The organism is Luteibacter sp. HAY1-4A, from assembly GCF_056755355.1.
Genome location: NZ_JBNDHZ010000035.1, coordinates 23,863 through 50,582 on the forward strand (window position 1 = coordinate 23,863; position 26,720 = coordinate 50,582).

The 26,720-nt window shown below is 66.8% G+C and carries 26 protein-coding genes; 21 read left to right on the plus strand and 5 right to left on the minus strand.

The annotated features are described in order from the left end of the window. Positions 1-66 precede the first annotated feature (66 nt). Positions 67-1,542 (plus strand): hypothetical protein, encoded by a 1,476-nt coding sequence (locus ACPYOD_RS12885; protein ID WP_481302128.1) that lies wholly within the window; start codon positions 67-69, stop codon positions 1,540-1,542. Positions 1,543-1,624: 82 nt separating this feature from the next. Then, positions 1,625-2,536, plus strand: coding sequence for a peptidylprolyl isomerase (locus ACPYOD_RS12890; RefSeq protein WP_481302129.1), 912 nt, complete (start codon positions 1,625-1,627; stop codon positions 2,534-2,536). Between the two features lie 62 nt (positions 2,537-2,598). Here ACPYOD_RS12890 and ACPYOD_RS12895 read toward each other — a convergent pair whose 3' ends face one another. Further along, positions 2,599-3,447, minus strand: coding sequence for a DUF3014 domain-containing protein (locus ACPYOD_RS12895; RefSeq protein ID WP_481302130.1), 849 nt, complete (start codon positions 3,445-3,447; stop codon positions 2,599-2,601). An 80-nt stretch (positions 3,448-3,527) separates the two neighbouring features. On the opposite strand from ACPYOD_RS12895, the gene ACPYOD_RS12900 reads away from it, so the two are divergent. Further along, a complete protein-coding gene (locus ACPYOD_RS12900) occupies positions 3,528-3,740 on the plus strand; it encodes an ExbD/TolR family protein (protein ID WP_481302154.1) in 213 nt (70 codons plus the stop codon). A 343-nt stretch (positions 3,741-4,083) separates the two neighbouring features. On the opposite strand, the gene ACPYOD_RS12905 is transcribed toward ACPYOD_RS12900, so the two are convergent. Next, positions 4,084-7,536 (minus strand): methylmalonyl-CoA mutase family protein, encoded by a 3,453-nt coding sequence (locus tag ACPYOD_RS12905; protein ID WP_481302131.1) that lies wholly within the window; start codon positions 7,534-7,536, stop codon positions 4,084-4,086. A gap of 109 nt (positions 7,537-7,645) precedes the next feature. Then, positions 7,646-8,680, minus strand: a complete 1,035-nt coding sequence (locus ACPYOD_RS12910) for an alpha/beta fold hydrolase (RefSeq protein WP_481302132.1) — start codon at positions 8,678-8,680, stop codon at positions 7,646-7,648. A 157-nt stretch (positions 8,681-8,837) separates the two neighbouring features. On the opposite strand from ACPYOD_RS12910, the gene ACPYOD_RS12915 reads away from it, so the two are divergent. From ACPYOD_RS12915 to ACPYOD_RS12925, 3 genes are all read left to right on the plus strand, one after another. Then, entirely contained in the window at positions 8,838-9,176 is a 339-nt protein-coding gene (locus tag ACPYOD_RS12915; RefSeq protein WP_481302133.1) for a YXWGXW repeat-containing protein, read from the plus strand. A gap of 190 nt (positions 9,177-9,366) precedes the next feature. Continuing rightward, positions 9,367-10,470 carry a Glu/Leu/Phe/Val dehydrogenase dimerization domain-containing protein gene (locus ACPYOD_RS12920; protein ID WP_481302134.1) on the plus strand — a complete coding sequence of 368 codons (1,104 nt, stop codon included), beginning with the start codon at positions 9,367-9,369 and terminating at the stop codon, positions 10,468-10,470. 162 nt (positions 10,471-10,632) lie between these two features. Continuing rightward, the gene (locus ACPYOD_RS12925) at positions 10,633-10,845 is read left to right on the plus strand and encodes a cold-shock protein (RefSeq protein WP_481302135.1); all 213 of its coding nucleotides are present in this window, start codon (positions 10,633-10,635) and stop codon (positions 10,843-10,845) included. Positions 10,846-11,105: 260 nt separating this feature from the next. Here ACPYOD_RS12925 and ACPYOD_RS12930 read toward each other — a convergent pair whose 3' ends face one another. Beyond that, positions 11,106-11,234 carry a hypothetical protein gene (locus ACPYOD_RS12930; RefSeq protein ID WP_481302136.1) on the minus strand — a complete coding sequence of 43 codons (129 nt, stop codon included), beginning with the start codon at positions 11,232-11,234 and terminating at the stop codon, positions 11,106-11,108. Positions 11,235-11,722: 488 nt separating this feature from the next. Between ACPYOD_RS12930 and ACPYOD_RS12935 the strand changes: the two genes are divergently transcribed. From ACPYOD_RS12935 to ACPYOD_RS13005, 15 genes are all read left to right on the plus strand, one after another. Further along, positions 11,723-11,992, plus strand: a complete 270-nt coding sequence (locus ACPYOD_RS12935) for an acyl carrier protein (RefSeq protein WP_481302137.1) — start codon at positions 11,723-11,725, stop codon at positions 11,990-11,992. 8 nt (positions 11,993-12,000) lie between these two features. Next, complete coding sequence (locus ACPYOD_RS12940; protein ID WP_481302138.1) at positions 12,001-12,789, plus strand: glycosyltransferase family 2 protein; 789 nt, start codon at positions 12,001-12,003, stop codon at positions 12,787-12,789. 31 nt (positions 12,790-12,820) lie between these two features. After that, a complete protein-coding gene (locus ACPYOD_RS12945) occupies positions 12,821-14,047 on the plus strand; it encodes a beta-ketoacyl-ACP synthase (protein ID WP_481302139.1) in 1,227 nt (408 codons plus the stop codon). Further along, a complete protein-coding gene (locus tag ACPYOD_RS12950; RefSeq protein WP_481302140.1) occupies positions 14,047-15,273 on the plus strand; it encodes a beta-ketoacyl-[acyl-carrier-protein] synthase family protein in 1,227 nt (408 codons plus the stop codon). The genes ACPYOD_RS12945 and ACPYOD_RS12950 overlap by 1 nt, the downstream gene beginning before the upstream one ends. Continuing rightward, positions 15,270-15,995, plus strand: a complete 726-nt coding sequence (locus tag ACPYOD_RS12955) for a beta-ketoacyl synthase chain length factor (protein ID WP_481302141.1) — start codon at positions 15,270-15,272, stop codon at positions 15,993-15,995. The genes ACPYOD_RS12950 and ACPYOD_RS12955 overlap by 4 nt, the downstream gene beginning before the upstream one ends. Next, the gene (locus tag ACPYOD_RS12960) at positions 15,956-16,756 is read left to right on the plus strand and encodes a lysophospholipid acyltransferase family protein (RefSeq protein WP_481302142.1); all 801 of its coding nucleotides are present in this window, start codon (positions 15,956-15,958) and stop codon (positions 16,754-16,756) included. Before ACPYOD_RS12955 ends, ACPYOD_RS12960 begins: the two co-directional genes overlap by 40 nt. Next, positions 16,753-17,016 (plus strand): phosphopantetheine-binding protein, encoded by a 264-nt coding sequence (locus tag ACPYOD_RS12965; RefSeq protein WP_481302143.1) that lies wholly within the window; start codon positions 16,753-16,755, stop codon positions 17,014-17,016. Before ACPYOD_RS12960 ends, ACPYOD_RS12965 begins: the two co-directional genes overlap by 4 nt. Beyond that, positions 17,004-18,176 (plus strand): ApeI family dehydratase, encoded by a 1,173-nt coding sequence (locus ACPYOD_RS12970; RefSeq protein WP_481302144.1) that lies wholly within the window; start codon positions 17,004-17,006, stop codon positions 18,174-18,176. The genes ACPYOD_RS12965 and ACPYOD_RS12970 overlap by 13 nt, the downstream gene beginning before the upstream one ends. Next, positions 18,169-19,122 carry an LpxL/LpxP family acyltransferase gene (locus tag ACPYOD_RS12975; protein ID WP_481302145.1) on the plus strand — a complete coding sequence of 318 codons (954 nt, stop codon included), beginning with the start codon at positions 18,169-18,171 and terminating at the stop codon, positions 19,120-19,122. Before ACPYOD_RS12970 ends, ACPYOD_RS12975 begins: the two co-directional genes overlap by 8 nt. Beyond that, the gene (locus ACPYOD_RS12980) at positions 19,112-19,570 is read left to right on the plus strand and encodes an acyl-CoA thioesterase (RefSeq protein ID WP_481302146.1); all 459 of its coding nucleotides are present in this window, start codon (positions 19,112-19,114) and stop codon (positions 19,568-19,570) included. The genes ACPYOD_RS12975 and ACPYOD_RS12980 overlap by 11 nt, the downstream gene beginning before the upstream one ends. Next, positions 19,567-20,289, plus strand: a complete 723-nt coding sequence (locus ACPYOD_RS12985; protein ID WP_481302147.1) for a class I SAM-dependent methyltransferase — start codon at positions 19,567-19,569, stop codon at positions 20,287-20,289. Before ACPYOD_RS12980 ends, ACPYOD_RS12985 begins: the two co-directional genes overlap by 4 nt. Next, positions 20,286-21,464 (plus strand): beta-ketoacyl-ACP synthase, encoded by a 1,179-nt coding sequence (locus tag ACPYOD_RS12990; RefSeq protein WP_481302148.1) that lies wholly within the window; start codon positions 20,286-20,288, stop codon positions 21,462-21,464. The genes ACPYOD_RS12985 and ACPYOD_RS12990 overlap by 4 nt, the downstream gene beginning before the upstream one ends. After that, positions 21,461-21,934, plus strand: coding sequence for a hotdog family protein (locus tag ACPYOD_RS12995; RefSeq protein ID WP_481302149.1), 474 nt, complete (start codon positions 21,461-21,463; stop codon positions 21,932-21,934). Before ACPYOD_RS12990 ends, ACPYOD_RS12995 begins: the two co-directional genes overlap by 4 nt. Beyond that, the gene (fabG, locus tag ACPYOD_RS13000; RefSeq protein ID WP_481302150.1) at positions 21,931-22,659 is read left to right on the plus strand and encodes a 3-oxoacyl-ACP reductase FabG; all 729 of its coding nucleotides are present in this window, start codon (positions 21,931-21,933) and stop codon (positions 22,657-22,659) included. The genes ACPYOD_RS12995 and fabG overlap by 4 nt, the downstream gene beginning before the upstream one ends. Positions 22,660-22,783: 124 nt before the next feature. Next, positions 22,784-23,941 carry an isovaleryl-CoA dehydrogenase gene (locus tag ACPYOD_RS13005; RefSeq protein WP_481302151.1) on the plus strand — a complete coding sequence of 386 codons (1,158 nt, stop codon included), beginning with the start codon at positions 22,784-22,786 and terminating at the stop codon, positions 23,939-23,941. Positions 23,942-24,070: 129 nt separating this feature from the next. Here the strand turns inward: ACPYOD_RS13005 and ACPYOD_RS13010 are convergent. Then, the coding region (locus ACPYOD_RS13010) for a S8 family serine peptidase (protein WP_481302152.1) at positions 24,071-26,720 on the minus strand (2,650 nt) is incomplete at its 5' end.

Below are 26,720 nucleotides of genomic sequence, written 5' to 3' on the forward strand. Positions count from 1 at the left end.
GGCCATCACATTCCCGCGCCTACCATCGGATCGCAACGCCACCTCCTCCCAGCATGAGGCGTCACGATGAGAGACGACGATCCTATACGGCCACGGCGTGATTTCCTTCGAAAGAGCCTCGCCGCCCTCGGCGGCGTCGGCACCATCGGCGTGGCAGGCGCCTGGCACCTGGGCGGCACGGTGCAGGTTGCCGATACATCTACCGGCGCGATTACGCGCGCGCGGCGTGAACTGATCATGTTCCACGGTCAATCCAACGCCGTAGGCACCGGAGGGCGCCCCGCGCTTACCCTGCAGGAGATCTACGCGAACGTCACCTTCAACGGTGGGGTCAGGCCGGGCACCGATCCCGCCGCGATGACCGGCCTGATTCCCCTGGTCGAGTACGACGCCGGTCATGGAACCGGAGGCGAAGTGGGCACCAACGCCTGCGCCGACGGGCTCGTGGAATACACGGCCGCACTCACCGGCGTTCCCTTCGCCGCGCAGTTCAGCCAGTTCAGCGCGTTCACCAGCGGCGAGGGTGGGCGACCGATCGGCTATTTCAGCAGCTTCCTCGACGACGGCAACCTCGGAGGCTACCCAGGTTGGAAGAACAGCCAGACCAGGCTGCAGAACATGATCGCACTGATGCGCGCGGAGGCCGCCACGAACGCCGCCACCTTCAGCTGGCTGGCCACCACGTGGCAGCAAGGCGAGGCCGATTCCACAGGCCTCACCGAGACGCGCAGCACCTATGCATCGAAGCTGGCCAAACTGGAACGCGCCCACTGGCTGAAGCTTTGCCAGGTGTTGATACCGGAACAGGCGTGGCGCCCGCTATGGCTGGTAGCGCAGGTGTGCAGCCATAACAGCTACGGCATCGGCAGCGTGGCCTTCTGCAATCCCTTCATCGCGCTCGCGCAACGCGATGCCTGCCTCGCGAGCGCGACGATGCGGATGGTGAATCCGCAGTACCTGTTCGACTACGCGGACGAATCGGCGCAAGGCCAGCCGATGCTCCACCTCACCAACGAAAGCCACCGCTGGCAGGGGCGCTATTTCGCGCGCGCGATCTACCAGCTGATCCAGGATCGGCAGGCCGGCGTGCCGATGCGCAATCCGGCGCTGGACATGATCTCCGCCGTGGTCCGCGGCCCCCGCACCGTCTATGTCTTGTTCAACGTGCCTTCCGGATCCCTCACGCTGGATACGACCTGGGTGGCGCCAACGCGCAACTACGGCCTGGACCTGCGCGACTCGGCCAACGCCATCGTGCCGGCCGCCGGTTCCCATGACGACCTGATTGCCGACGTCACCGTCGTCGCCAGGGACGTACTGCGCCTGACCTTGAAGACCGACCTCCCTGCTTCGGTGACGAAGCTCACCCTGGGCTGGGGCGATCCGGCGGAACCCGCTTCCGTCGCCGGCCGCCATGGTGGCCCTCGCAGCAATATCCGCGACGCGGCCGGCGACGCCGATGTCTATACGGCGAGCGACGGAACCCTCCGCCCCATGCACAACTACGCGCTCCTGGGCGAGGTACCGCTGACGGTGTTGTAACTCACCAACTCCAAGGTACGGTGATGGCGCCCTTGCCAGGCTCTCTGATAACTTCCGGAGACGCATCCACCCGGGGGATCCCATGCTCGCACGTACCTGCCTCGCGCTCGCTCTCGCCATCGCCCTGCCCGCCATGGCCGAGGAGGCGAAGAAGACGCCCACGCCGAAGGAGCTGCTCGCGAAGGCCACCCCCGCCGAATGGCGCACGCCCGATCCGCAGAACCTGGTGTACATGGACCTGCCGCAGGGCCGCGTCGTCATCGAACTGGCGCAGGACTGGTCGCCGCTGCACGCCGCCAACATCCGCACGATGATCCGCGAGCACTATTTCGACGGCACACAGATCATCCGCGTGCAGGACAACTTTGTTACCCAATGGGGCGACCCGGACGGCGACGACAAAAAAAAGGCCAAGAGTCTGGGCACGGCGAAGGCAACGTTGGCGCCGGAGTTCACTCGCAAGGACGGCAAGGCCTATCCGTTCACGAAGCTGCCCGACGGCGACGTCTACGCGTCCGAGGTGGGTTTCTCCGATGGCTTCCCGGTGGCGCGCGACGGCAAGGGCGAAGCGTGGATCGCGCACTGCTACGGCACCGTGGGCGTCGCGCGCGACACCGGCGCGGAGAGCGGCAACGGCAGCTCGCTGTACGCCATCATCGGCCAGGCCCCGCGCAACCTCGACCGCAACCTCGCGGTCGCCGGCAAGGTCATCAAGGGCATGGAAATCCTGTCGGCGTACCCGCGCGGCGGCGAACCGATGGGCTTCTACGACAAGCCCGAGCAGCGGGTGACGATCAAGAGCGTTCGCCTCGCGGCCGACGTGCCCGAAGCCGAACGCACGCCGATCCAGGTGCTACGCACCGACAGCAAGACCTTCGCCGCAGTGGTCGAAGCGAAGCGCAATCGTCACGATGACTTCTATACGCGCCCTGCCGGAAAGATCGACCTGTGCAATATCAACGTGCCGGTGCGCGATCCCTCGAAGAAGCTGTGATTCCCGGGTCATTGCACCTTGTGGGAGCCGGCTTCGCCGGCGAACCCGCGGCAGCGGGCAAGTTAACCGCGAGCTTCCTTCGCCGCTGAAGCGGCTCCCACAGGCGCGTCGGCGACAATGGCCTCGCGCAGCGCCCGCAGCTTCTCCTTCAACTTCGCCTCGTTGGCCTTGCCGACGCGAACCATGAATTTCTGCCCTACCGACAGTTGTTCGTAGTTCGGATCCGCATACACATAGCCTTCCTTCGCGGGAATCAGCTGCAACGTGCCCTTGGGTTCCGGTGACGCGAGAAGGTGGTCGATGACTTCGATCAGCCGGTCGTTGAAGTAACCGCCCGTGCCGAGGTCGCGGTAGGCTTCCTGGAAGAGCGGGTAATTGCGCTTGTACCAGCGCGCGGCCGCGGCGGGGTTCACGCGGTCGGCCACGTACATGTAAGTGTCGTAGCGCGCCAGGTTCTTCTTCGACTCCACGAACATGCCGTCGTCGGATTCCACCTGGAAACGCCCCGTCGGCGTGCGCAGCGGCACGATATTCATGCCGATGGTCGGCTTCGGCAGGGCATCGATGGTCGAGACCATGCGCGAGACGATCGCCTGCGGCTTCAGCAGCGACTTCAGCGCATCGTCGCTGGTGAGTGCCATGAGGCCCGCGAGCACGGCGTCGTCGCTCTCGTCCAGCGCCGGCAGCGCAGCCGTGGAACCGTTGGCCGGACCGATGGGATGCATAGGCAAGGCTGCGTTCGCCGCGGTCCCGACGTGGGCGGGTGCAGAGGAAGTCGCCGCTGCGAACGGCGGCGGCGCCACCTTCTCGCCCGCCATCTTCTCCCTGTAAAGGAAGACACCCACCACCGCGACGATCGCCACCACGAGCAAACCCGCGACCCATTTCGAACCCGACGACTGACTGCTCAACGTACCGCTCCCGCTAGAACCAAGCCCCCATGGGACTACGGATCGGCAGTTGAGTTCAAATCGAGGCCTTTCCAGTTCGAATTGCCATCGATACCGATGGCTCGATCTTCTGGAACGGCAGCATCGTGACCGATGCCATGCTTGTCGATCAGTTGAAGATCGCCGCCACGGCCAAGGAGCCACCGGTGCTGGATATCGCAGCGGCCGATGGCGCCGCGTATGAAGACGTCGCCCGCGTGCTGGCCGAGGCGAAGGTACAGGGGTTGGCCCGGGTGGAGTTCGTTGAGCGGTGATGCGCTTCGCCTCGTAGGATTCGCGCGCAAGCGCGCTTCCCACAGCGGGTTCGTAGCGATCCCGAGGTGATTGTGGGAAGCGCGCTTGCGCGCGAGCGGCGTTACGGAAGCGCCGCCAGTTCGGGAACGACGCTGGAGGTAACGAGGCACGTGCGTGGCGTCAGCGAGTCGAACATCGCTCGACAAACCCGTAAGGCCATCATCGCGTCGGTTGTGTAGCCCGGATGCTGGCCGTCGGCATGCGTCCAGGCCAGTTCCGGGTGGACAAGCATGAGCTTGCGGCGCGATTCGGCGATTTCGACGTACGTGGCCCCACTGGCCTTGGCAATGGCCTGCGAGCGGATTACATATTCCGCCGGTACTCGCCGCCCACGTCATACAACGCGTGGCTGATCTGGCCGAGTGAGTTGTGTTGCACGGCTTCCATCAGTTCCTCGAACACGTTGCGGCGTTCGCGGGCGGTCTTCTGCAGGATCGTCAGGCTCTCCGGCGCCAGGCCGTTGCGGGCCTTGGCGAAGAGGCGCACGTTGTCGATCTGCTGGCCCTTCTCCTCTTCCGTGGAACGGATGAGTTCGATCTCCGTGGCGATCTCGCCGCCGTGATCCTTCGGCAGGAACGTGTTCACGCCGATGAGGGGAAGCGAGCCGTCGTGCTTCTTGTGCTCGTAGTACATCGACTCTTCCTGGATCTTGCCGCGCTGGTACATCGTGTCCATTGCGCCGAGCACGCCGCCGCGCTCGCTGATCGCCTCGAACTCCTTGTACACCGCTTCTTCCACCAGGTCGGTGAGCTCGTCCACGACGAAACTGCCCTGCCACGGGTTCTCGTTGAAGTTGAGGCCCAACTCGCGGTTGATGATCAGCTGGATGGCCACCGCGCGGCGGACGCTCTCTTCCGTGGGCGTAGTGATGGCCTCGTCGTACGCGTTCGTGTGCAGGCTGTTGCAGTTGTCGAACAGGGCATACAGCGCCTGCAGCGTGGTGCGGATGTCGTTGAACTGGATTTCCTGCGCGTGCAGCGAACGGCCGGAGGTCTGGATGTGGTACTTCAGCATCTGGCTGCGAGCGCTCGCGCCGTAACGCTCGCGCATGGCGCGGGCCCAGATGCGGCGGGCCACCCGGCCGATCACCGTGTATTCCGGGTCCATGCCGTTGGAGAAGAAGAACGACAGGTTCGGCGCGAAGTCGTCGATCTTCATGCCGCGGGCGAGGTAGTACTCGACGATGGTGAAGCCATTCGACAGCGTGAAGGCCAACTGGCTGATCGGGTTGGCGCCGGCCTCGGCGATGTGGTAACCCGAGATCGACACCGAGTAGAAATTGCGCACCTTGTGGTCGACGAAGTATTGCTGGATGTCGCCCATCATGCGCAGCGCGAATTCCGTGCTGAAGATGCAGGTGTTCTGCGCCTGGTCTTCCTTCAGGATGTCGGCCTGCACCGTGCCGCGCACCGTGGCCAGCGTGTATGCCTTGATGCGCGCGTAGGTTTCCGCATCGACCACTTCCTCGCCCGAGACACCGAGGAGACCGAGGCCAAGGCCGTTGTTACCCTGCGGCAGCTCACCGTTGTAGCGCGGACGGTTGCCGTCCGGATACAGCTCGGCGATGCGCGCGTTCGCGGCTTCCCAGCGGGTCGGATCCTCGTTCAGGTACTTCTCGACGTTCTGGTCGATTGCCGTGTTCATGAACATGGCGAGGATGATCGGCGCCGGACCGTTGATCGTCATCGACACCGACGTCGACGGCGCCGAGAGATCGAAGCCGGAGTACAGCTTCTTCATGTCGTCGAGCGTCGCGATGGACACGCCCGAGTTGCCGATCTTGCCGTAGATGTCCGGGCGCGGGGCCGGATCTTCGCCGTACAGCGTCACCGAGTCGAATGCGGTCGACAGGCGCGCCGCCCCACCGCCGAGCGACAGGTAGTGGAAGCGACGGTTCGTGCGTTCCGGCGTGCCTTCGCCCGCGAACATGCGCGTCGGGTCTTCGCCGGCGCGGCGATACGGGAACACGCCGCCCGTGTACGGATAGTGGCCCGGCAGGTTCTCGCGCATCAGGAAGGACAGGAGTTCGCCCCAGTCCTTCGTCTTCGGCGGGGACACCTTCGGGATCTTCTGGTGACTGAGCGATTCACGATAGTTCTCGACGCGAATGACCTTGTCGCGAACCTGGTATTCGTTGAACTCGGCGGTGACCGATTCGAAGCGCGTCGGCCACTCGCGCAGCAGGTGGATGGCCTCGCTGGAAAGCTCGCGCACCGCCTCGTTGTAGCGCTGGCGCAGCGTGATCAGCGAGCGGTCGCCGTGCACGGTGAGCAGGGCGTGGTCGTAGAGGTCGAAGGCGCGCGGCAGCGCCTCGTCGCCGATGTCTTTCAGCGATTCGTAATAGTGCTGGGCCTTGCTGGCCGCGGCCGCCTGCGTCGCGATGGCCGAATTCACGCCGCGCCCCTGCTCCGCGATTTCCGCCAGGTAGCGCACGCGATTGCCGGGAATGAGCACCGTGGCGCGCGGCTCGCGCAGGCTCGTATCCACGTCCGGCGTCCACGTGGCCTCGGGTAGCGAGAGCTTCTCCCGGAGCAGCCGGCACAGGTTGTCGAACATCCAGGTGACGCCCGGATCGTTGAACTGGCTGGCAATGGTGGGATACACCGGCACCTTGTCGTCCGCGAGCTGGAACGCCGTGCGGTTGCGCTTCCACTGCTTGCGTACGTCGCGCAGGGCGTCTTCGGCGCCGCGCTTGTCGAACTTGTTCAGCACCACGAGCTCGGCGAAGTCGAGCATGTCGATCTTTTCGAGCTGGCTCGCCGCGCCGTACTCGCTGGTCATGACGTAAACGGGAAAATCGACGAGGTCGACGATCTCCGAATCGCTCTGGCCGATGCCGGCGGTTTCCACGATCACCAGGTCGTATGCCTGGGCCTTCAGGAAATCGATGCAGTCGTGCAGCACCACCGACGTGGCCGCGTGCTGGCGGCGGGTGGCCATCGAGCGCATGTACACACGCGGGCTGCGCAGCGAGTTCATGCGGATGCGGTCGCCCAGCAAGGCGCCGCCACTGCGGCGGCGGGTCGGGTCGACCGCGAGCACGGCGATGCGCATCTGCGGGAAGGCGTGCAGGAAGCGCAGCAGCAGTTCGTCCACCACGGACGATTTGCCGGCGCCGCCGGTGCCGGTGAGGCCGAGCACCGGCGTCTTGCCACCGGCCAGCTTCCAAGCCTTGCGCAGGCGGGACAGTTCCTCATCGCCCAGCCGGTCTTCCTCGATCGCCGAAAGCATGGCCCCGATGGAGATCTCGTCTTCCACCGACGCCGACGGCGGCGCGACTTCCACGCGCTGCTTCGCGGCGGCGCGCGTGCGCGTCATCACATCTTCGATCATCTCCACGAGGCCGAGCTTCATGCCGTCGTTCGGATGGTAGATGCGCTCCACCCCATAGGCCTGGAGCTCCTTGATCTCTTCCGGCGTGATCGTGCCGCCGCCACCGCCGAATACCCGCACGTGGCCGGCGCCGCGCTCGCGCAGCATGTCGACCATGTACTTGAAGTATTCGACGTGGCCACCCTGGTACGAGGACAGCGCGATGGCATCGGCATCTTCCTGCAACGCCGCGCGCACCACGTCTTCCACCGAGCGGTTGTGCCCCAGGTGGATCACCTCGGCGCCCTGGCTCTGGATGATCCGGCGCATGATGTTGATGGCCGCATCGTGTCCGTCGAAGAGGCTCGCCGCCGTGACGAAGCGCAGCGGAGTCGCTTCCGCGTCCGTGCTGCTGGCGGGAATGTGCTTGGGCTGCGAGCTCATGGAAAACTCCGGAGACGATCGACGACAGTGGGGAACTGTGAATTCTACTGCGCCGGAACCGGCGCCCCTTGCTGCAGTGCAGCGCAGGGAACGCACTGTGGGAGACGCTTCAGCGGCGGTGGGTGCTCCCGGCAGGTTTGCCCGCTGCCGCGGGATCGCCGGCGAAGCCGGCTCCCACAAGGGATTCGGCTCCCGCAAGGGATTCGGCTCCCGCAAGGGATTCGGCTCCCGCAAGGGATTCGGCTCCCGCAAGGGATTCGGCCCCCGCAGGGGATTCGGCTCCCGCAAGAAACTCGAGGGCGGCTTCGCGCACGGCCCCGTCATCGACCACGGCACGGTGGCCCAGGCCGGTGGTTTCCATAAGGGTCGCGCCGGGCCATAGCGACATGTACATCGCGGCCTCTTCCACCGGCACCTCGGGGTCGTTGCGATCGTGCACCACCAGCACGGGCTGGGTGCGCTTCGGTGCGTGCCGGGCCATGTGCAGTTCATCGATAGGCACGCCGGTGCATTCGGCCAGGGTGTCGTGCAGCGCCGGTCGCAAATGCTCGCCCAGCCTGACGAAGCGGGCGAAGCGACGCGTGGCACCCTGCACGTCGGCCGCGGCGGCGATCAGCACCACGCGCTTTGTCGTCCAGCCGTCATCGAGCGCCAGCGCCACCGCGGCACCGCCCAGCGAATGCGCAACCACGCCTGCGGGATCGCCGTAGTGACGGGCGACGGCTGTTGTCGTGCTCACGAAATCGGGCAACGTGCACAACTCGCCACCGCTCCTTCCGTGCCCGGGCTGGTCGAAAGCGACGGCGGCCCATCCCCTCGCAAGAATCTGCGGCATCCAGCTTTCCCAGCGCAGTCCCATGCTCGACCAGCCATGCACGAACAGGATGTAAGGCCGCGCTACGGGATCGCCCCAGACATACGTGGCGATAGAACGACCGTCCACGTCGAGATGCTCCACCCGCGCCGCCGTGAAAGCGGCCGCATGCGCGGCGCGTTCGCGGCTGCTGGGCAGCGGTGTCTGGAACACCTTTGCTGCGTGGGCCACCGTGCGGCGCGGCGCGAGCCGGCTGCCGATGCGGTAGGCGACGCGGATTCCCAGCAGGGTCGCGACGGTACGAACGCCGAAGCGGCGCGGTGGCTTCATGGGCGGAACCGGAGGGAGGAAGGAACCCTGCGAGTATCCCCCAAGACCACGCCTTCGCGAAGCTGAACGCGCCACGCAAGGAGGGTCAACCCACCCGCACGAGCCTGCGTTCTGGCGCACGAATCCGCATCGCCGCGGAGTCCCGGAGGAGACCACCATGAGCCTGACCCGTACCCTCGCCGCCGTCGCCGCCCTTGGCCTGGCCGTCGGTGCCGCGAGCTACACCCCGCCCGCCGCCGCGCGGGAATACGTTTCCGTCACCGTCGGCACCCGACCGCCGCCGCCCCGTTTCGAGCGCGTTCCGCCGCCGCGGGTGGGCTACGTCTGGGCCCCGGGCTACTGGAACTGGGCCGGCGGCCGTTACGTGTGGGTCGGCGGCCATTGGTACACCTCCCGCCCGGGTTACGTGTACCGCCCGCCGGTGTGGCGCCCATACGGCCGCGGCTGGCGGATCGAGCGGGAGACCTGGCACCGGGACCCGCACTGGCACCGTTGAGCCGCTTGCTGCGGCGCACCTACACGGAGCCCCGCAACGGTTTAAACTAGGAAGCTGACAAGACATATCGCCCCCGCCTCCAAGGTTGGGGCGATTTTTTTGGACGGTCACATTCCACCGGTGGTCCCCACCGCCGGTATTCACTTGAAAGGCGGCCGCCACGCCGCTTGTAACTGGAGTAACGCGTTCGATGATTTTCGAAACCATCGCCAACACGGGCCACGAAGAAGTCGTCTTCTGCCATAACAAGGACGCGGGCCTGAAGGCCATCATCGCGATCCACAACACCGTGCTTGGCCCGTCGCTGGGCGGCCTGCGCATGTGGCCCTACAAGACCGAGCAGGACGCCGTGAACGACGTGCTGCGCCTGTCGCGCGGCATGACCTACAAGAACGCGGTGGCTGGCCTGAACCTCGGCGGTGGCAAGGCCGTGATCATCGGCGATCCCTCCAAGGACAAGTCGGAAGCGCTGTTCCGCGCCTTCGGCCGTTTCGTGAACTCGCTCAACGGCCGCTACATCACGGCCGAGGACGTCGGTATCGACGTCAACGACATGGAATACGTCTACCGCGAAACCGAGTACGTCACCGGCGTGCACCAGGTGCACGGCGGTTCGGGCGACCCGTCGCCGTTCACCGCCTTCGGCACGTTGCAGGGCCTGATGGCTGCCTTGCAGCACAAGCACGGCAACGAAGACGTGGGCAAGTACAGCTATGCCGTGCAGGGCTGCGGCCACGTCGGCAGCGAGTTCATCAAGCTGCTGCGCGAGCAGGGTGCCAAGGTGTTCGTCACGGACATCAACAAGGATGCCGTACAGCGCTGCGTCGACGAGCTGGGTTGCGAAGCCGTGGGCCTGGACGAAATCTATGACGTCGACGCCGATGTCTACAGCCCTTGCGCGCTGGGCGGTACGGTCAACGAGCAGACCATCGACCGGATCAAGGCGAAGATCATCTGCGGTGCCGCCAACAACCAGCTCGCCACGGACGCGATCGGCGACGAGCTGGCCCGCCGCGGCATCGTCTACGCCCCGGACTACGCGGTCAACGCCGGTGGCGTCATGAACGTCTCGCTGGAAATCGACGGCTACAACCGCGAGCGCGCCATGCGCATGATGCGCACGATCTACTACAACGTCGGTCGCATCTTCGAGATCGCCGCGCGCGACAACATCCCGACCTACAAGGCCGCGGACCGCATGGCCGAAGAGCGCATCAGCGCCATCGGCAAGATCCGCCTGCCGCACATGGGCAACGGCGCGCCGCGTTTCCAGGGCCGCATGCGCGGTCAGTAATCGCAAGGCAAATGTGGCAGGAAAAGCCGCCGGGCAACTGGCGGCTTTTTCCGTTTTTGCGCCCGGCCTTTTGGACGATTGACCTTGTCCGCGGATCGGCCCAGGTTGATCTCGGCGACATACCGATCGCCACGATCACTAAACAATGGAGCCAGTGCGGTCATGAGCAACGAGCGTGAAACCGGTACGGTCAAATGGTTCAACGACGCGAAGGGATTCGGGTTCATCTCAAGGGAATCGGGAGGCGACGTGTTCGTCCACTTCCGTTCCATCCAGGGAACGGGCTTCAAAAGCCTGAAAGAAGGTCAGAAGGTGAATTTCAAGGTGGGCCAGGGTCAGAAAGGTCTGCAGGCAGAGGACGTAGTGCCTGAGTAGTGCGTTGATCGCGCTCCATCGTCCCGACGAAGAGGGAGGGTGTTGCAATGAGTGAGCGTAAACCGCAAAAAGGGAACGATCCCAGCAGGGCCAAGCCGTTACCGAGAGAAACATCCCCAATCGAGCCATCGCCTCGCATGTCACCCGGTGCCCGTCGACTCAGGAAAGGCGACCGGGTCGAGTTCGATATCGGACAAGGCGTCGATGGACCGCCCTATGCCATGAACGTCCGGCTGATCGACGACGACTGAATCTGCCGGTCAGCGGACAGCGGCGATCGACTGCGCGGCGATCGGGGCAGCGGTGGTCACCATGGCGCCGAACGTCAGCACGCAGGTCAGCACGGCGATGACGAAGAAGGTTTTCAGCATGGCGGTTTCGTACTTCATGGTGGCTCTCCTCGGACAATGATGGGAAGGGTCTCGCGAGGTATGTCGCAAGAGCCGTGCCAGCCGTCGCAAGCGGCCTGAAAGCCCGTCGTGGCGCCGTTTCCGAGCAGATTGGACATCACGACGAACCTGTCCGCGGACGCCTCTGCCGTACCGTCCGGACAATGTCCGCGTCACCACAGCGGCGTCCGGCCCGCCGGCATCCCGTATTACCGCCCGCCTTAACGAGCGTCGGCGTGACGCCCGCATGCGCTTGGCGGGGCCCGGAGACGCATTGTTCCCGGGCACGATCTGCTACAATTTCCCAACCCGGGGGATCGTGTAAGGCTTTGCCTACGCGATGCTTTTGGGCCAAGGGGATGCCGTCCGAGGGGGCGGCGACAACCAGAGCATTCCGATCACTTCGTCGCCTCGGTGGTGGCGCGTGGTGCCGCTGCCCTTCGGGACGCGGACACGCCCGTCCGGGGATGAAATGGACTTACCGAGCTATGAGCGCGATCCCAGCCGAAACCTTCACCTCCGACGACGTGCTCGCGCGCCTGCGGTCCGTCCTCCATGAAACCTTCGAGATCGACCCGGCCAAGGTGACTCCGGAAGCCAATCTGTTCACGGACCTGGAACTGGACAGCATCGACGCGATCGATCTGGCCATCCAGGTGCAGGACATGACCGGCACCCGGATCAAGCCGGAAGATTTCAAGAGCGTGCGTACGGTGGGCGACGTGGTCGCCACCGTGCAGGCACTGCTCGTTCGCTGAGCGGACCCGTGGCGGGCAGGCCCGGACCGCGCGACGCGGCGCGATCGTTCGCGCCGTGCGCCGTCGTACCCGTCTACAACCATGGCCGCACCGCCGGCGCCACGGCGAACGCACTCGCCGCCCATGGCCTCCCCGTGTTCCTGGTGGACGACGGATCCGATGAGGACACACGCGACGCACTCGACAGGCTCGTCGAAGGACGCGACGACCTGCGCCTGATCCGCCTGCCGGTGAACGGCGGCAAGGGCAAGGCGCTCACCGCCGGCTTCCTCGCGGCGCATGCGGCCGGGTACAGCCACGTACTGCAGATCGACGCGGACGGACAGCACGACACGAACGACGTGCCCCGCTTCCTCGAGGCAGGCCGGGCCGCACCGGAAGCCATGGTCTGTGGCCGCCCCGTCTACGACGACTCCGTGCCCCGTGCGCGGCTCTATGGGCGCTACCTCACCCACGCGTTCGTCTGGTTGGAGACGCTGTCCTTCGCCATCGACGATTCGATGTGCGGTTACCGTCTTTACCCGCTGGAAGAGACGCGGGCGGAAATCGCGCGCAAGGCCCTGCCCTCGCGCATGGACTTCGACACGGAGATCGCGGTACGGCTCTTCTGGCGCGGCGTGCCGGTGCGCAACCTGCCCACGCGGGTCATCTACCCGGAGGATGGCCTCTCGCACTTCCGCATGTGGCGCGACAACGTGCGCATCACCGCCATGCACACGCGGCTCGTGCTGGGCATGCTGCCGCGCGTGCCGCGCCTGATCCTTCGCAAGTTCCCGCGGCAAAGAACCAACGCATGAACCTGACCATCGTCCCAAGGGAGCACGCGGAATGAAGCGCGTCGTCGTCACAGGCATCGGCGGCATCACGCCGCTCGGCCACGACTGGGCCACCATCGAGATGCGGCTGCGCCGCTTCAGCAACGCCGTGCGCCGCATGGGCGAGTGGGATTATTTCGACAAGCTCAACGGCCGGCTGGGCGCGCCGGTGGACGATTTCGTCCTGCCGCCACACTGGTCGCGCAAGCACGTGCGTTCCATGGGCCGCGTGGCCCAGCTGGCCGTGGCGGCCAGCGAACGCGCGCTGGCGGATGCCGGACTGCTCGGAGACGAACGCATCGCGGACGGGCGCATGGGCGTGGCATACGGTTCGTCGGGCGGCAGCATCGAGCCGGCGCGCACCGTCGGCCACATGCTGGAAACCGGATCGATGCAGGGCGTCACGGCCACCAGCTACATCCAGATGATGGCGCATACCACGGCGGTGAACGTGGGCGTGTTCTTCGGCCTCAAGGGCCGCGTGATCACCACGTCCAGCGCATGCACCTCGGGAAGCCAGGCCATCGGCTACGGCTACGAAGCCATCCAGCAGGGCAAGCAGGCGCTGATGCTCTGCGGTGGCGCCGAAGAATTGTCGGGTCCGGGAGCGGCGGTGTTCGACACGCTGTTCGCCACCAGCACCCGCAATGACACGCCGCAGTTCACGCCCCGTCCTTTCGACGCCGGCCGCGACGGCCTCGTCGTCGGCGAAGGCGCGACCACGTTGATCCTCGAAGAGTACGAGCACGCCAAGGCGCGTGGTGCACGCATCTATGCCGAGATCGTCGGCTTCGGCACGAATTCCGACGGCACGCACATCACGCAGCCCACGCGCGAGACCATGGCCGCGGCCATGCGCATGGCGCTCGCCGACGCGAACCTGCCCCCGGCAGCCATCGGTTACGTGAGTGCGCATGGCACCGCCACCGATCGTGGCGACGTGGCGGAGAGCCACGCCACGGCCGACGTGCTCGGCGGTGGCATTCCCATCAGTTCCATGAAGAGCTACGTGGGCCATACGCTCGGCGCCTGCGGTGCACTCGAGGCATGGTGGGCTATAGAGATGATGCGCGGCGGCTGGTTCGCGCCCACGATCAATCTCGAAACGCCCGATCCCGAATGCGCACCACTGGACTATCTCGTGGGCGAAGGGCGCGACATCCGCACGGGCTACGTGATGAACAACAACTTCGCGTTCGGCGGCATCAACACCTCATTGATCTTCAAGGCACACGCCTGATGCGGCGAGTGGTCGTCACCGGCATGGGCGCGGTGTCCTGCCTGGGTGCGGGACGAAAGGCCCTGTTCGACGGCCTCCGCGCCGGCCGTGCCGGCTTCCGCGCCATGCCCGATTTCGCCGCGCTGAGCATGCGTTGCCAGGTCGCGGCGCCCGCCGATACCTCGGCGCTCGAACCACCACCGCGCAAGCTGCGCCGCTATCTGCCGCAGGCCGCGGAATTCGCCTGGCACGCGACCAGCGAAGCGCTGGCCGAAGCGGGGTTGGACGAAGCCCGCGTGCGTGAGCGCGACGTCGGCATCGTGATGGGTGGCGCGGCCGCTCTCAGCGAATACGAGGCCGGTCTCGACGTCTTCCACGCCAAGGGCATCTCGCGCCTGTCGCCCTTCATCGTGCCCCGCAGCATGGGCAGCGCGGTGTCGGCCACGCTCACCCAGGCATTCGGGTTCGGTGGCCGTGGCTTCACCGTGGGCTCGGCGTGCACCAGCGCCACGCACGCGATCGGCCAGGCCATGGAGCTGATCCAGCTCGGGCGCCAGGAGATCGTGGTGTGCGGCGGCGCGGAGGAACTGCACGACAAGGCCGCGATGTGCTTCGACGTGATGAACGCGCTTTCCACCGCGAGCGTTGCAGGCACGCGCGTTTCCACGCCCTACGCGGCGGACCGCGACGGCATCCTCCTCGGCGGCGGTGCCGGCGTGCTGGTGCTGGAATCGCTCGAACACGCACAGGCGCGCGGTGCCACGATACTGGCCGAGATGGCAGGCTACGGCGCGGCCTCCGATCCCGACGGCATGATCGGCCCGGCCGCCGACGGCATGGCCGAAGCGATGCACCAGGCGATCGACCTGGCCGGCATCATGCCCGGCTACGTGAATACGCACGCGTGTGCCACGGTGGCCGGCGACCTCGCCGAATGGGTCGCCCTGCAGCGTGTGTTCGGCGACCGCGGCGTCGATGTTCCGCCGATGTCGTCCATCAAGGGACTCATCGGCCACGCCCCGGCGGCCGCCGGCGCGCTCGATGCCATCGCCTCGATCGCCATGATGACGGAAGGCGTACTGCTCGGCGGCGCCACGCCCGCCATGCGCGATCCGGCCTTCGCCGAAGCGCCCCTCGTGGAAGGCGAACTCGCGCGGCACATCGACAGCGTGCTGTCGAACAACTTCGGCTTCGGCGGCAGTTGCGCGGCCCTGCTCATCCGTCGCTACGCGGAGGCCACGGCGTGATCCAGGTCACCGTCGATGCGTGGCGCGCCTGGGCGCCCGGGGTGGAAACCCCGGCTGCCTGGGCGGCATGGTGCGAAACGCCGCACGCCATCGTCGACGGCGGCGAGCAACCCGCCTGCGAATTCGTGCCGCCGATGCAGCGCCGCCGGTTGAGCCGGCTGGCGCGCATCGTCATGCACGCGGCATGGCCGCTGTGCGGCGACGACGAACAGCTGCCCTTCGTGTTCGCCTCGCGGCACGGCGAAACCACGCGCACGTTCGCGATGCTCGACGAGATCGGCCGGGGCTCGCCGCTGTCGCCAACCCAGTTCGGCCTGTCGGTACACAACGCCATCGCCGGGCAATGGTCGATCCTGCGCGGACAGCGCGGGGAATCGGTGGCCATCGCCGGGGAAGCCGACACCTTCGAGCATGCCATCGTCGAGGCCGCCGCCCTGCTTGGCGAAGGCGCTCCGGCGGCGATCGTCGTCATCGCGGAGGAGCGTCCGGCACCTGCCTACGACGGCCACATCGACGACGTGCCGTTCTCGTATACGCTGGCGTTGCGCCTGTCGCTCGCGGACAGTGGCTCGCGCTGGCGCCTTTCGCTTGCCGAGGACGACGGCGCGGTGCCCGCGGCTGGCTTGCCGCACGCCTTGCGCTTCATCCGCGCCCTGCACGACGGCGCATCCCTGGACCACCCGTGGAAGACACGACGATGGAACTGGCAGCCGACAACATGACCCGCCGCGACGCCTGGGCCTGGCGCTTCGTGTGTACCGCGCTCAGCTTTGCGTTGTTCGGTATCGGGGGCGTGTTGCTGCGCATCCTCATCCTGCCGGTGGTGCTGCACTGGCCCGGCCCTCCCGCCGTTCGCCGCCGGCGCGCCCGGCGCACGGTCGGCCGCGCCTTCTGGCTGCATTCGCAGTTCATGTACCGCACCGGCGTACTCGACTATCGATTCGAAGGCCTGGAGCGGCTCGGGCGGCCCGGGCAGATGATCGTCGCGAACCATCCCTCGCTCATCGACGTCGTGTTCCTCATCGGCCACCTGCCGGATGCGAACTGCATCGTGAAGCACAGCCTGTGGAAGAACCCGTGCATGCGCGGCCCGGTACGCACCGCACAGTACATCAGCAATGACGGCAGCGCCGAGATGCTCGAACGGGCGGCCGACGTGCTGCGCGAAGGCCAGACCCTCATCGTCTTTCCCGAAGGCACACGCACCACGCCGGGGCAGCCGCCGGTCTTCCACCGTGGCGCGGCCGCCATCGCCGTGCGCGGCGCCCATACGATCACGCCCGTATTCATCACCGTCCGCCCCACCACGCTCACCAAGGCCGAGCCGTGGTACCGCATTCCGCACCGCCGTGTGCAGATGCATTTCCGGGTGGGTGAGGACATCGCCGTGGCCGACTTCAGCGAAGGCACACCCGCGCCGATAGCCTCACGCCGCATCAACGAACACCTGCACGCCCTTTACGCCAGGGAACTCATGGCATGAACGACCTCGAACGCGACATAGCCCAGCTGATCATCGACACGCTGGCGCTGGAACACCTGTCGGTGGACGACATCGCCGCCGACCAGCCGCTGTTCGGCCAGGGCCTCGGCCTGGATTCCGTGGACGCGCTGGAGCTGGCCCTCGCACTGCAGAACCGCTATGGACTGCGGATCGCATCCGACTCTCGCGACGCGCGGCGGCACTTCGAGACGGTGCGCAGCCTCGCGCTCTACGTGGAGGGTTCCTCGTGCGCAGGCTGAGCGACCTCGTGCTCGTTGTCGTTGGAGTGCTCTATCCCTTCATCGTGTATTTCGGCACGGACCATGTATCCACGCCCGTCTTCGGCCTGATCCTCGGCGCGCTGTGGCTCGTGCGCGCCCCTGCCCTGCTGCGCCAGCCCGGTGGCCGCTGGATGCTCGGCATCACCCTCGTCTATTGCACCGTGCTCGCGTTCGGTGGCGAGGAACACCTGCTGCGCTGGTACCCCAGCCTCATCTGCGGCCTGCTGCTCGCCGCGTTCGGGCTCAGCCTGAAGTTCGGTCCGCCGATCATCGAGCGCATTGCACGCGTGAGCGAGCCGGACCTTCCGCCGGTGGCTGTACGCTACACGCGCCGCGTCACATGGGTGTGGGTCGCATTCTTCGCCGTCAACGGCACCGTGTCCGGACTGCTCGCCGAGTGGGGGCCGCTGTCATGGTGGACTTTCTACAATGGCATCCTGGCCTATTCGGTGATGGGGGCATTGTTCGTCGGGGAATGGATCCTGCGGCAGCGTCTGCGCCGGCGCATCAATAAAGCTCCGATGGACGCGGCGGCGGGGCGCCTTCTGTCGCACCCGTGGGTGGCCGCTGCCGCGGGCGGCTACGCGGGCAAGCTCGGCCCGGGCATGGTCGTGGGGCTCACGCCGCTGGGTCGCAGCGCATTGCTTCGCCACGGACGCGCGGGGCTGGTGAACGAACTCGGCCAGCACGCCGCAGGGGACGACGCTCTCTCCACGCCGCTGGTGTGGCGCTTCGTCGATGCGCTGCCGGAGACGGCGAAGGTCGACCTGCTTCTGCGCGCACCGCTTCCGGCCGCCGCAACCGTGCTCGAAGAGCGTCGCGAAGGCGACACGCACGTGCTCGAACTGGAACTGCCGCTCGACCTTGCCTGTTTCGCCGAACATTTCCCCGACGCGCCGGTCCTGCCGGGTGTCCTGCAAGTGGCGTGGGCCCTGGAGTTTGCCGCGTCGCGGCTGGGCACTCCCAAGACCAGCCGGGCCATCGACGGCATGAAGTTCCAGCGCCTGCTGCGCCCCGGCGATCGTGTGCGGCTCACGCTGCGCCATGACGTCGCGCGTGGACGGCTGCACTTCACCTACCGGTCCGGCGACGCACCCGTATCCTCCGCGCACCTTCGTCTGGAACCCAGCGATGGCTGATTCCGTCGCCGCCACGCATTGGGCCGCGCAGAAGGAGCGCGGCAGCTTCCTCGGCATCAAGCTCACCGCCATCGCGGTGCGGGTGCTGGGGCGGCGACTGGTGACGCCGGTGATCCGGCTGATCGTGCTGTACTTCTTCGTCACCGGGCGTGCCGCGCGCCGCAACGTGGCCGACTACCAGACACGGCTGGCCGCATGGAGCGGACGCGCCGATCTCTTTCCGCGCTCGCGTGCCGTGTTCGCGCAGTACCTCGCGTTCGGCGAATGCATGCTCGACCGCTTCGACGTGTGGCGCGGCAAGCTGCGGCTGTCGTCGGTGGACATGGACGACCCGGACGGCGTGCGCGACGCGTTGCTTGCCGGCGGCCGCGGCCAGCTTCTCGTCTGCACGCACCTGGGCAACCTCGACGTATGCCGCGCCATGGCGGAGGTGGGCGAAGGCGTGGCACTCAACGTACTCATGCACCTTCCGAACGCGGCACACTTCAACCGGCTGCTTGGCGAGTCGGGCGACAAGCGCCTGCGCCTGATGCACGTGGGCGACCTCGACACCGCCGCCATGCTCGACCTGTCGCAGCGGCTCGATCGCGGTGAATGGATCGCCGTCGCCGGCGACCGCGTGCCCGTCCATGGCGGCCGCGCGATCGACACCGATTTCCTGGGTGCGCCCGCGCCCTTTCCCCAGGGCCCGTGGCTCATGGCGGCGATGCTGCGCTGCCCGGTGAACCTGGTGTGCTGTCTGAAGCACGATGGCCGCTATCGCATCCACCTGCGCCGCTTCGACGACGCCGCCGGCTGGGAGCGCGGAAAGCGCGATGCCATGATCGCATCGGCCGTGGCGCGGTACGCCGCATGGCTGGCGGAACATTGCCTTGCCGCGCCGCTGCAATGGTTCAATTTCCATCCCTACTGGCACGACACGAACGGAGCCTCCGATGCGCGCTAAGGGTGTGCACGCCACCGAGATCGACGTGACGGTGCCGTTCTTCGACGTCGATTCCATGGAAGTCGTCTGGCACGGTCACTACGTGAAGTACCTCGAGGTGGCGCGCTGCGCGCTGCTCGACGAGCTCGGGCACAACTACGTGCGGATGAAGGACACCGGCTATGCATGGCCGATCATCGATCTCCAGCTGCGCTATGCGCGCCCGGCCCGGTTCGGCCAGAAGCTGGTGGTACGCGCCGAACTCGTCGAATGGCGGAACCGCCTGAAGATCCACTACACCCTGAGCGACGCCGCCACCGGCGAGCGGCTTACCCGCGCCAGCACCATCCAGGTGGCCGTGCGTCTTGCCGACGGAGAGATGCAACTGGTCTCGCCCGCCGTTTTCGTCGACGACGTGGAACGCCACCTCGCTCCGTCGTCCCCGCGTTCCACCGGAAGCCACCCATGAAGTACGCCAGCGCCACCTATGTCGAGGAAACCCGCATCGGTTTCGTCTTCCTGCGCACCCATACCTGGCAGCACCACGTGTTGCGCGTGGCCATCAACGACCTCAAGCGCCTCGTGGGCGAGCCGCTTCCGCGTGGCGGCACCCTGCTCGACGTCGGCTGCGGCCAGGGCCGGTCCTTCCGACTGCTGCGGGACGCTTTCGCGCCGCAGAAGCTGGTGGGCCTGGACGCCGACCCGCACAGCGTGGCGCTTTCACGCCAGGAAGCGGAACGCGAAGGCATCGACGCCACCGTGCTGCTCGGCGACTGCGCCCGCATCGACCTGCCCGATGCGAGCGTGGACGTGCTGTTCTGCCACCAGACCTTCCACCATCTCGTGGAGCAGGAGCGCGCGCTCGACGAATTCTGGCGCGTGCTGAAGCCGGGTGGCCTGCTGCTCTTCGCGGAATCGACGAAGGCATACATCGATACCTGGGTGATCCGTTGGTTCTTCCGTCATCCGATGCACGTGCAGAAGAGCGCGGACGAATACCTGGCGATGTTGCGCGACCGCGGCTTCGTGTTCGCCCCCGCGAACGTCTCGCTGCCCTACCTGTGGTGGAGCCGAGCTAAGGACTTCGGCCTGCTCGAACGCTGGGGCATCAAGGCCCCGCCACCGCCCGGCAGGCGCGAAGAAACCCTCGTCAACGTCGCGGCGCGAAAGCCCCTCGAAGGCGCATGAACACCTACCTCAACGCGCTCGGCATCGCGTGCTCGCTCGGCGTGGGCAAACAGGCGGTGGCGGCCTCGCTCTTCGACGCGAGTCCGCATGGCTTGCGCCCGCTCGCCGGTTGGGTGCCGGAACGGACGCTGCCATTCGGCGACGTTCGCTGGCCATTGCCCCCGGTGCCATCCGACCTGGCGCATCGCGACACACGCAACAACCGCCTGCTTCTGCTCGCCGCACAGGAAATCGAGGCCGACGTCCGTGCCGCCATCGCACGCTTCGGCGCGGCGAGGATCGGCGTGGTCATCGGTACCAGCACCACGGGTATCGAAGAGGCCACGGGAAACATCGCCGCGCGCGGCACGACGGGCCACTGGCCGGAACGCTATCGCTACGCGGACCAGGAACTGGGCGCGCCGGCCGCCTTCCTCGCCGAATGGCTTGGCATCGCCGGGCCCTGCTACGGCATTTCCACGGCCTGCACGTCGGGCGCCCGCGCCTTGCTCAGCGCACGCCGGTTGCTCCGCCTCGGCCTCTGCGACGCCGTGCTCTGCGGCGGCGCCGACACGCTCTGCCGCCTTGCGACCCACGGCTTCCACGCACTGGAGGCCATGTCGCCCGAACGCTGCCTGCCGTTCTCCGGCGCACGCCAGGGCATCAACATCGGCGAGGCAGCCGCGCTGTTCCTCATGACCCGCGACGAGGCGCCGGTGACCTTCCTCGGCGGCGGTGCCAGTTCGGATGCGTACCACATGTCGTCGCCCGAACCCGAAGGGCGCGGCGCGGTCGAAGCGATGCGCCTCGCCCTCGTCGCGGCGGGCATCGACGCGGAAGCCATCGACTACGTGAACCTGCACGGCACCGCCACCGAACACAACGATGCGATGGAAAGCCGCGCCGTCGCAGGCGTGTTCGCGCGACCGGTGCGCTGCTCGTCCACCAAGGGCCTCACCGGACACACGCTCGGCGCCTCCGGCGCCCTCGAAGCCGCGTTCTGCTGGCTTGCCCTGACGGATAGCCGGCGACGCTTGCCGCCGCACGCCTGGGACGGCGCTGCCGATCCCGCCTTGCCGCCACTGGCCTTCACGCAAGCGGGCGACACCTTGCCGACCGGGCGGCGGCATCTCATGAGCAACTCCTTCGCATTCGGCGGCAACAACGCCAGCCTGATCCTGGCGGGTGACGCATGACTCCGTGGCCGATCGAAAAGCTCCTCCCCCATACCGGGCGCATGATCCTGCTCGACCGTCTGGTGTCGTGGGAAGCGGAACGCGTCGTCTGCGAACGCACGGTGCGGCGTGGCGACGCCTTCGTCGAAGCCGGCGGCCTGCCGGCCTGGGCGGGCGTGGAATTGATGGCGCAGGCCATCGCAGCCTGGAACGGCTGGCAGGTGCTAGCCGCCGGTGGGAACGTACGGCCAGGCTTCCTCCTCGGCACGCGCGCCTACCGTGCCGATGCCGACACCTTCCCGCTGGGTGTGAAGCTCACCGTCGAAGCGGTGCGCAGCTTCCACGACGACGACGGCATGGGTGCCTTCGCCTGCCGCATCGACGCCCCCGGCGTGCACGCCGAGGCCCGCCTCACCGTCTTCAGTCCGCCGGATCCGACGCCTTACCTCGATCCGCGCAACAGCCTCGATTCCAAGGGAACCGCCACATGACCGATACCGTTCTCGTCACCGGCTCCAGCCGTGGCATCGGCCGCGCCATCGCACTCGACCTCTGCGACGCCGGCTACGATGTCGTCGTGCACTGCCGCTCGCGGCGCGAAGAAGCCGAAGCCGTGCAGGCGGAGATCGTCGCGCGTGGCCGCAACGCGCGCATCGTCCAGTTCGACATCTCCGACCGCGCCGCCTCCGCGGCAGCCCTCGAAGCGGACGTCGCGGCGCACGGTGCGTACTACGGCGTGGTCTGCAACGCCGGGCTCACGCGCGACGGCGCCTTTCCCGGCCTCACCTCCGAGGACTGGGACCAGGTGCTGCGCACCAACCTCGACGGCTTCTACAACGTGCTGCACCCTCTGGTGATGCCGATGATCCGCCGCCGCGCCGCCGGCCGTATCGTCTGCATCACGTCGGTTTCCGGTCTCATCGGCAATCGCGGCCAGGTGAACTACAGTGCCTCGAAAGCGGGTGTCATCGGCGCCGCGAAGGCACTCGCGGTGGAACTCGCCAAGCGCAAGATCACGGTGAACTGCGTCGCCCCGGGCCTCATCGACACCGACATGCTGGAGCCCGAAGTGCCGGTGGAGCAGATCCTCAAGGCCATCCCGATGGAACGCACCGGCACGCCGGAGGAAGTGGCGGCGGCGGTCCGCTTCCTGATGAGCCCCCAGGCGGGCTACATCACCCGGCAGGTGCTGGCCGTCAACGGCGGCCTCTGCTGAGAAAGCGGAAACGTTACAGGGCGGGACCCCACCCGGTAACGCCATTGCTGCGTCGCGCCGTGGCTTGACCCGGCCGGCGCGTTAGGATGGGACGCTTTTTCCCGCCTTTCCGGAGCTTTGCAGCATGCGCCCCTTTTCCCTCGGTGAAGACCTCGACCTCCTGCGCGAAAGCGTCCACGCTTTTGCCGAGAAGGAGATCGCGCCCCGGGCGGACCGCATCGATCGCGAGAACGTGTTCCCGGAAGACCTCTGGCGCAAGTTCGGCGACATGGGCCTGCTCGGCGTCACCATTCCCGAGGAATTCGGCGGGTCGGGCCTCGGCTTCCTGGCCCACATGATCGCGATGGAGGAAATCTCCCGCGCATCGGCCTCCGTCGGCCTGTCGTACGGCGCGCACTCGAACCTGTGCGTGCAGAACATCTACCACAACGGCAATGATGCCCAACGCCGCAAGTACCTGCCCAAACTCGCCAGCGGTGAGTGGGTCGGCGCGCTCGCGATGAGCGAACCGGGCGCCGGTTCCGACGTGGTCGGTTCGATGAGCTGCCATGCCGAGCTCGTGGGCGACACCTGGGTCGCCAACGGCTCGAAGATGTGGATCACGAATGGCCCCGACGCCGACGTGCTGCTGGTCTACATGCGCACCGCGCCCCGTCCGGCCGGCAGCCGCTGCATGACCGCCTTCATCGTCGAGAAGGGCATGAAGGGTTTCAGCACGGCGCAGAAGCTCGACAAGCTGGGCATGCGCGGTTCGAACACCTGCGAACTGGTGTTCGACAACTGCGAGATCCCGGCCGAGAACGTCGTGGGCGAAGTGAACGAAGGCGTGCGCGTGCTCATGGGCGGGCTGGACACCGAGCGCCTGGTGTTGTCCGGCGGTCCCATCGGCATCATGCAGTCGGCGGTGGACCTCGTGCTGCCCTACGTACGCGAGCGCAAGCAGTTCAACGCGCCCATCGGCACCTTCGGCATGATGCAGGCGAAGATCGCCGACATGTACACGGCGCTGCAATCCTCACGCGGCTTCGCCTACATGGTGGCCCAGCAGTTCGACAACGGCGTGAAGTCGCGCATCGATCCGGCCGCATGCCTGCTCAACGCATCCACGAATGCCGTGAAGGTGGCGCTGGAGGCCATCCAGGCACTGGGCGGCAATGGCTACATCAACGAGTTCCCGGCGGGCCGGCTGCTGCGCGATGCCAAGCTCTACGAGATCGGCGCGGGCACCAACGAGATTCGCCGCATGCTGATCGGCCGGGAACTGTTCCACGGCAAGTCGTAACGCTGTGTCGTGGTAACGCTGCGTCGTTCCTGCGCAGGCAGGAACCCAGCGACTTGAACGCGGAGGGTCCTCCGAACGTCGAAGTCACTGGGTCCCTGCCTGCGCAGGGACGACGGCGTTTTTTTGCGGTTACCAGTTCATCCGGAACGTCGCGCGGGCCGAGCGCGAATGGTCGCGATCGGCGAAGCGCTGGTCCACGTCGAAACCGAGCTGGGTGCGCTGGCTCACGTCCAGCGACAGGTTCAGGCCCGCGGTGCCGGCACGGCGCGAAAGGCCGATGCCTTCCACCGGCGCCCACTGGGCAAAGCCCGTGTAGCGCGCGGCGAACACTTCGCCCTTCGTCGCGAACGCGTTCTGCCAGCCCAGTTTCGCATTGAGCTGCAGCTTGCCCATCGACGTCAGCCAGGAACCGCCGGCACGCAGACCGAAACCGGCCTGCCAGCGCGACGTGGTGTGCCCGTCCGCCGCGAGGCCGAAACCATCGCCACCGTTTTCCTGGAAGCCGTCACGGCGGATGCTCGCGTACTGCACGTTGGCGAACGGCGTGAGCGTGAACGCGCCCGCATTCGTGCGGAAACCCACTTCGCCATATGCCGAGTTGTACGTGCCGTTCAGATCGGTGCCCGCGAACGTCGCCTGGTCGCCGAAGCGCAGCACGCGCTGCATGTCGCCGCGGAAGCTGCCGTAGCCCACCTGGCCCACGCCGTACCAGTTCTCGCCGCGCGAACCGGCATAGAACATGCCTTGCGTCGCGTGGCTGCGCTGGCGGTCGAAGCTGCCGTTGAGCTGGCCGTTGCTGTTCATTTGCGCCACGGCGACGCCGGCGAAACCATTGTTGCCCAGGCGGATGTCATGGCCGACGAGGCCGCCGTCGAGATTGAATCCGACATTGCCGAAGCCGGCACGGCTCAGTCCGCCCTGGTAACCGAGCGACTGCGTCCACGAGCCCGAGCCCTTTTCGTCCAGGTGCGACATAAGCGCATCGTTTCCGGCGTCGATACCCGCGAGGGTCACCGCGGTACCCGCGGCGTAGAGCTGGCCCGACAACGACTCGAGGGAAGCCTGCGCCGTCTGCGTGTCGCGCGACTGCTGGATGCCACCGGCAGCGAGCAGCGTGCCCTGCGCGACGCCAGCTGCCGAAACCGGCGACGACAGCACCTGGTCGAGCTGGCCGAACGCCCCGTCGAGACGTGCGGCCGAGGATACGGCGGCGGCCGATTTCGACATCGTGGCCGAGGCGACCTTCACCACGGTGATGGACGAGGTATCGATCCACACGTCAGTCGGCGTGTACTGCAGCGACGTGGAAAGGAAGACGCTCGGGTCAGTAGAAAGCGAGGCGAAGGTGCCCGTCACGGTCGCCGCGGAGAGTACTTCCTGGCGCGACGTCTTCACGTAGCCGTCGGTAACGCCCGAGACATGGAAATCGCCGTCCAGCGTCGCGTCGCCATCGACGATCAACGGTGCGCCCAGCACCTGACGGAGCTGCCCAGTCGGCCCCTGCACGAAGTCGCCGCCAATCCGCGTGCCGGCCGCCGTCGTCTGCAGCATGCCGGCGTTGGTCACCTTCCCGCCGATGCTGCCCCTCGCCAGCAGCATGCCGGTGCTCAGGATGGTGGCATCGCCTGGGAAGAAGCCCGTGGAATCCAGCGTCGCGCCGTTTCCGATCGTGCTGTTGCCGGTAAACGTATTGGCCGCGCTCGACAGCACGAGCGTGCCTGCCCCCTGGACACTGAAGCCGCCCTGCCCGGCGACCGGGTTGGAGAATGTAATGGCGTTGCCGTCCTCGAGGTCGACTGGCAGTTCGCCCCAGTCCACCCTACCCGGACCAAGAATGGCCTTGCCGAGGTTGAGGCGGCCGTAACCGAAGACCGGGTCGGGGCCGGCAACTCCGAGGTCGTCCGCCGTGCCGAGGATGATCTGGCGTACGGCATCCATGGAAAGCGTCGGGAAGACGCCCTTCACCACTGCCGCGGCACCCGAGACCTGCGGAGCGGCGAACGACGTGCCGCTTCCTTCCACGTAAGCCAGGTTCGTATCGGTCGCCGTCGGCGCCAGCGCCACGATGCTTCCCGGGGCCGCAAGGCAGTAAGACGCGGCAACGCCGCAGCGGTTCGAGTAGGAGGCGATGGTGTCGAGATGGTTGCTGTCCAGCGCGACGACGGCGAGCCAGCCTGCCGCCAGGGTAGTGTCGCGCTTCGGCAAGGCGGCGAGGTCCGACGGATCGGCCCTGCCGTCGTTGCCTGCCGCAAAGACGTACAGCGTGCCGGTCCTGGCCGAAGCATAGGCCGCGGAGAAACTCGCCGTCGTCGCGGTGTCCGACGCGTCCCAGTACAACCCACCCCATGAGTTGTTGACGATGGAAGCGCCTGCGGCGATCACGTCCGAATTGATCGTACCGAGCGGATCGGCACTGGTTACCTTGTTGCCCTGGCCGGAGCCGTCGTCGGCCGGCGCCTTGTCCGCGATGATGCGCGCCGACACCAGGCTCGCAGAGGGCGCGACGCCGCCCGCGAAGTAGCCGGTGGTGCTGCCCGCCGCGATTTCGGCCACGACGGTGCCATGGCCCACCACGTCATCGACCGCAACGTTATTCACCGCCGGATCGACGTAGACCAGGCTTTTCTTGACCTTGCCCACGAGCGCCGGGTTGGTGGTCGTGACACCCGAATCGACGATGGCGATGGTGACGTCGGCGCCCATGGCTCCCGCGTCGTGCGCGGGCTTCACGTTCGTGCCGGAAATCTGCACGTCGGCCGGAACGCTGAACGCTGTCTCT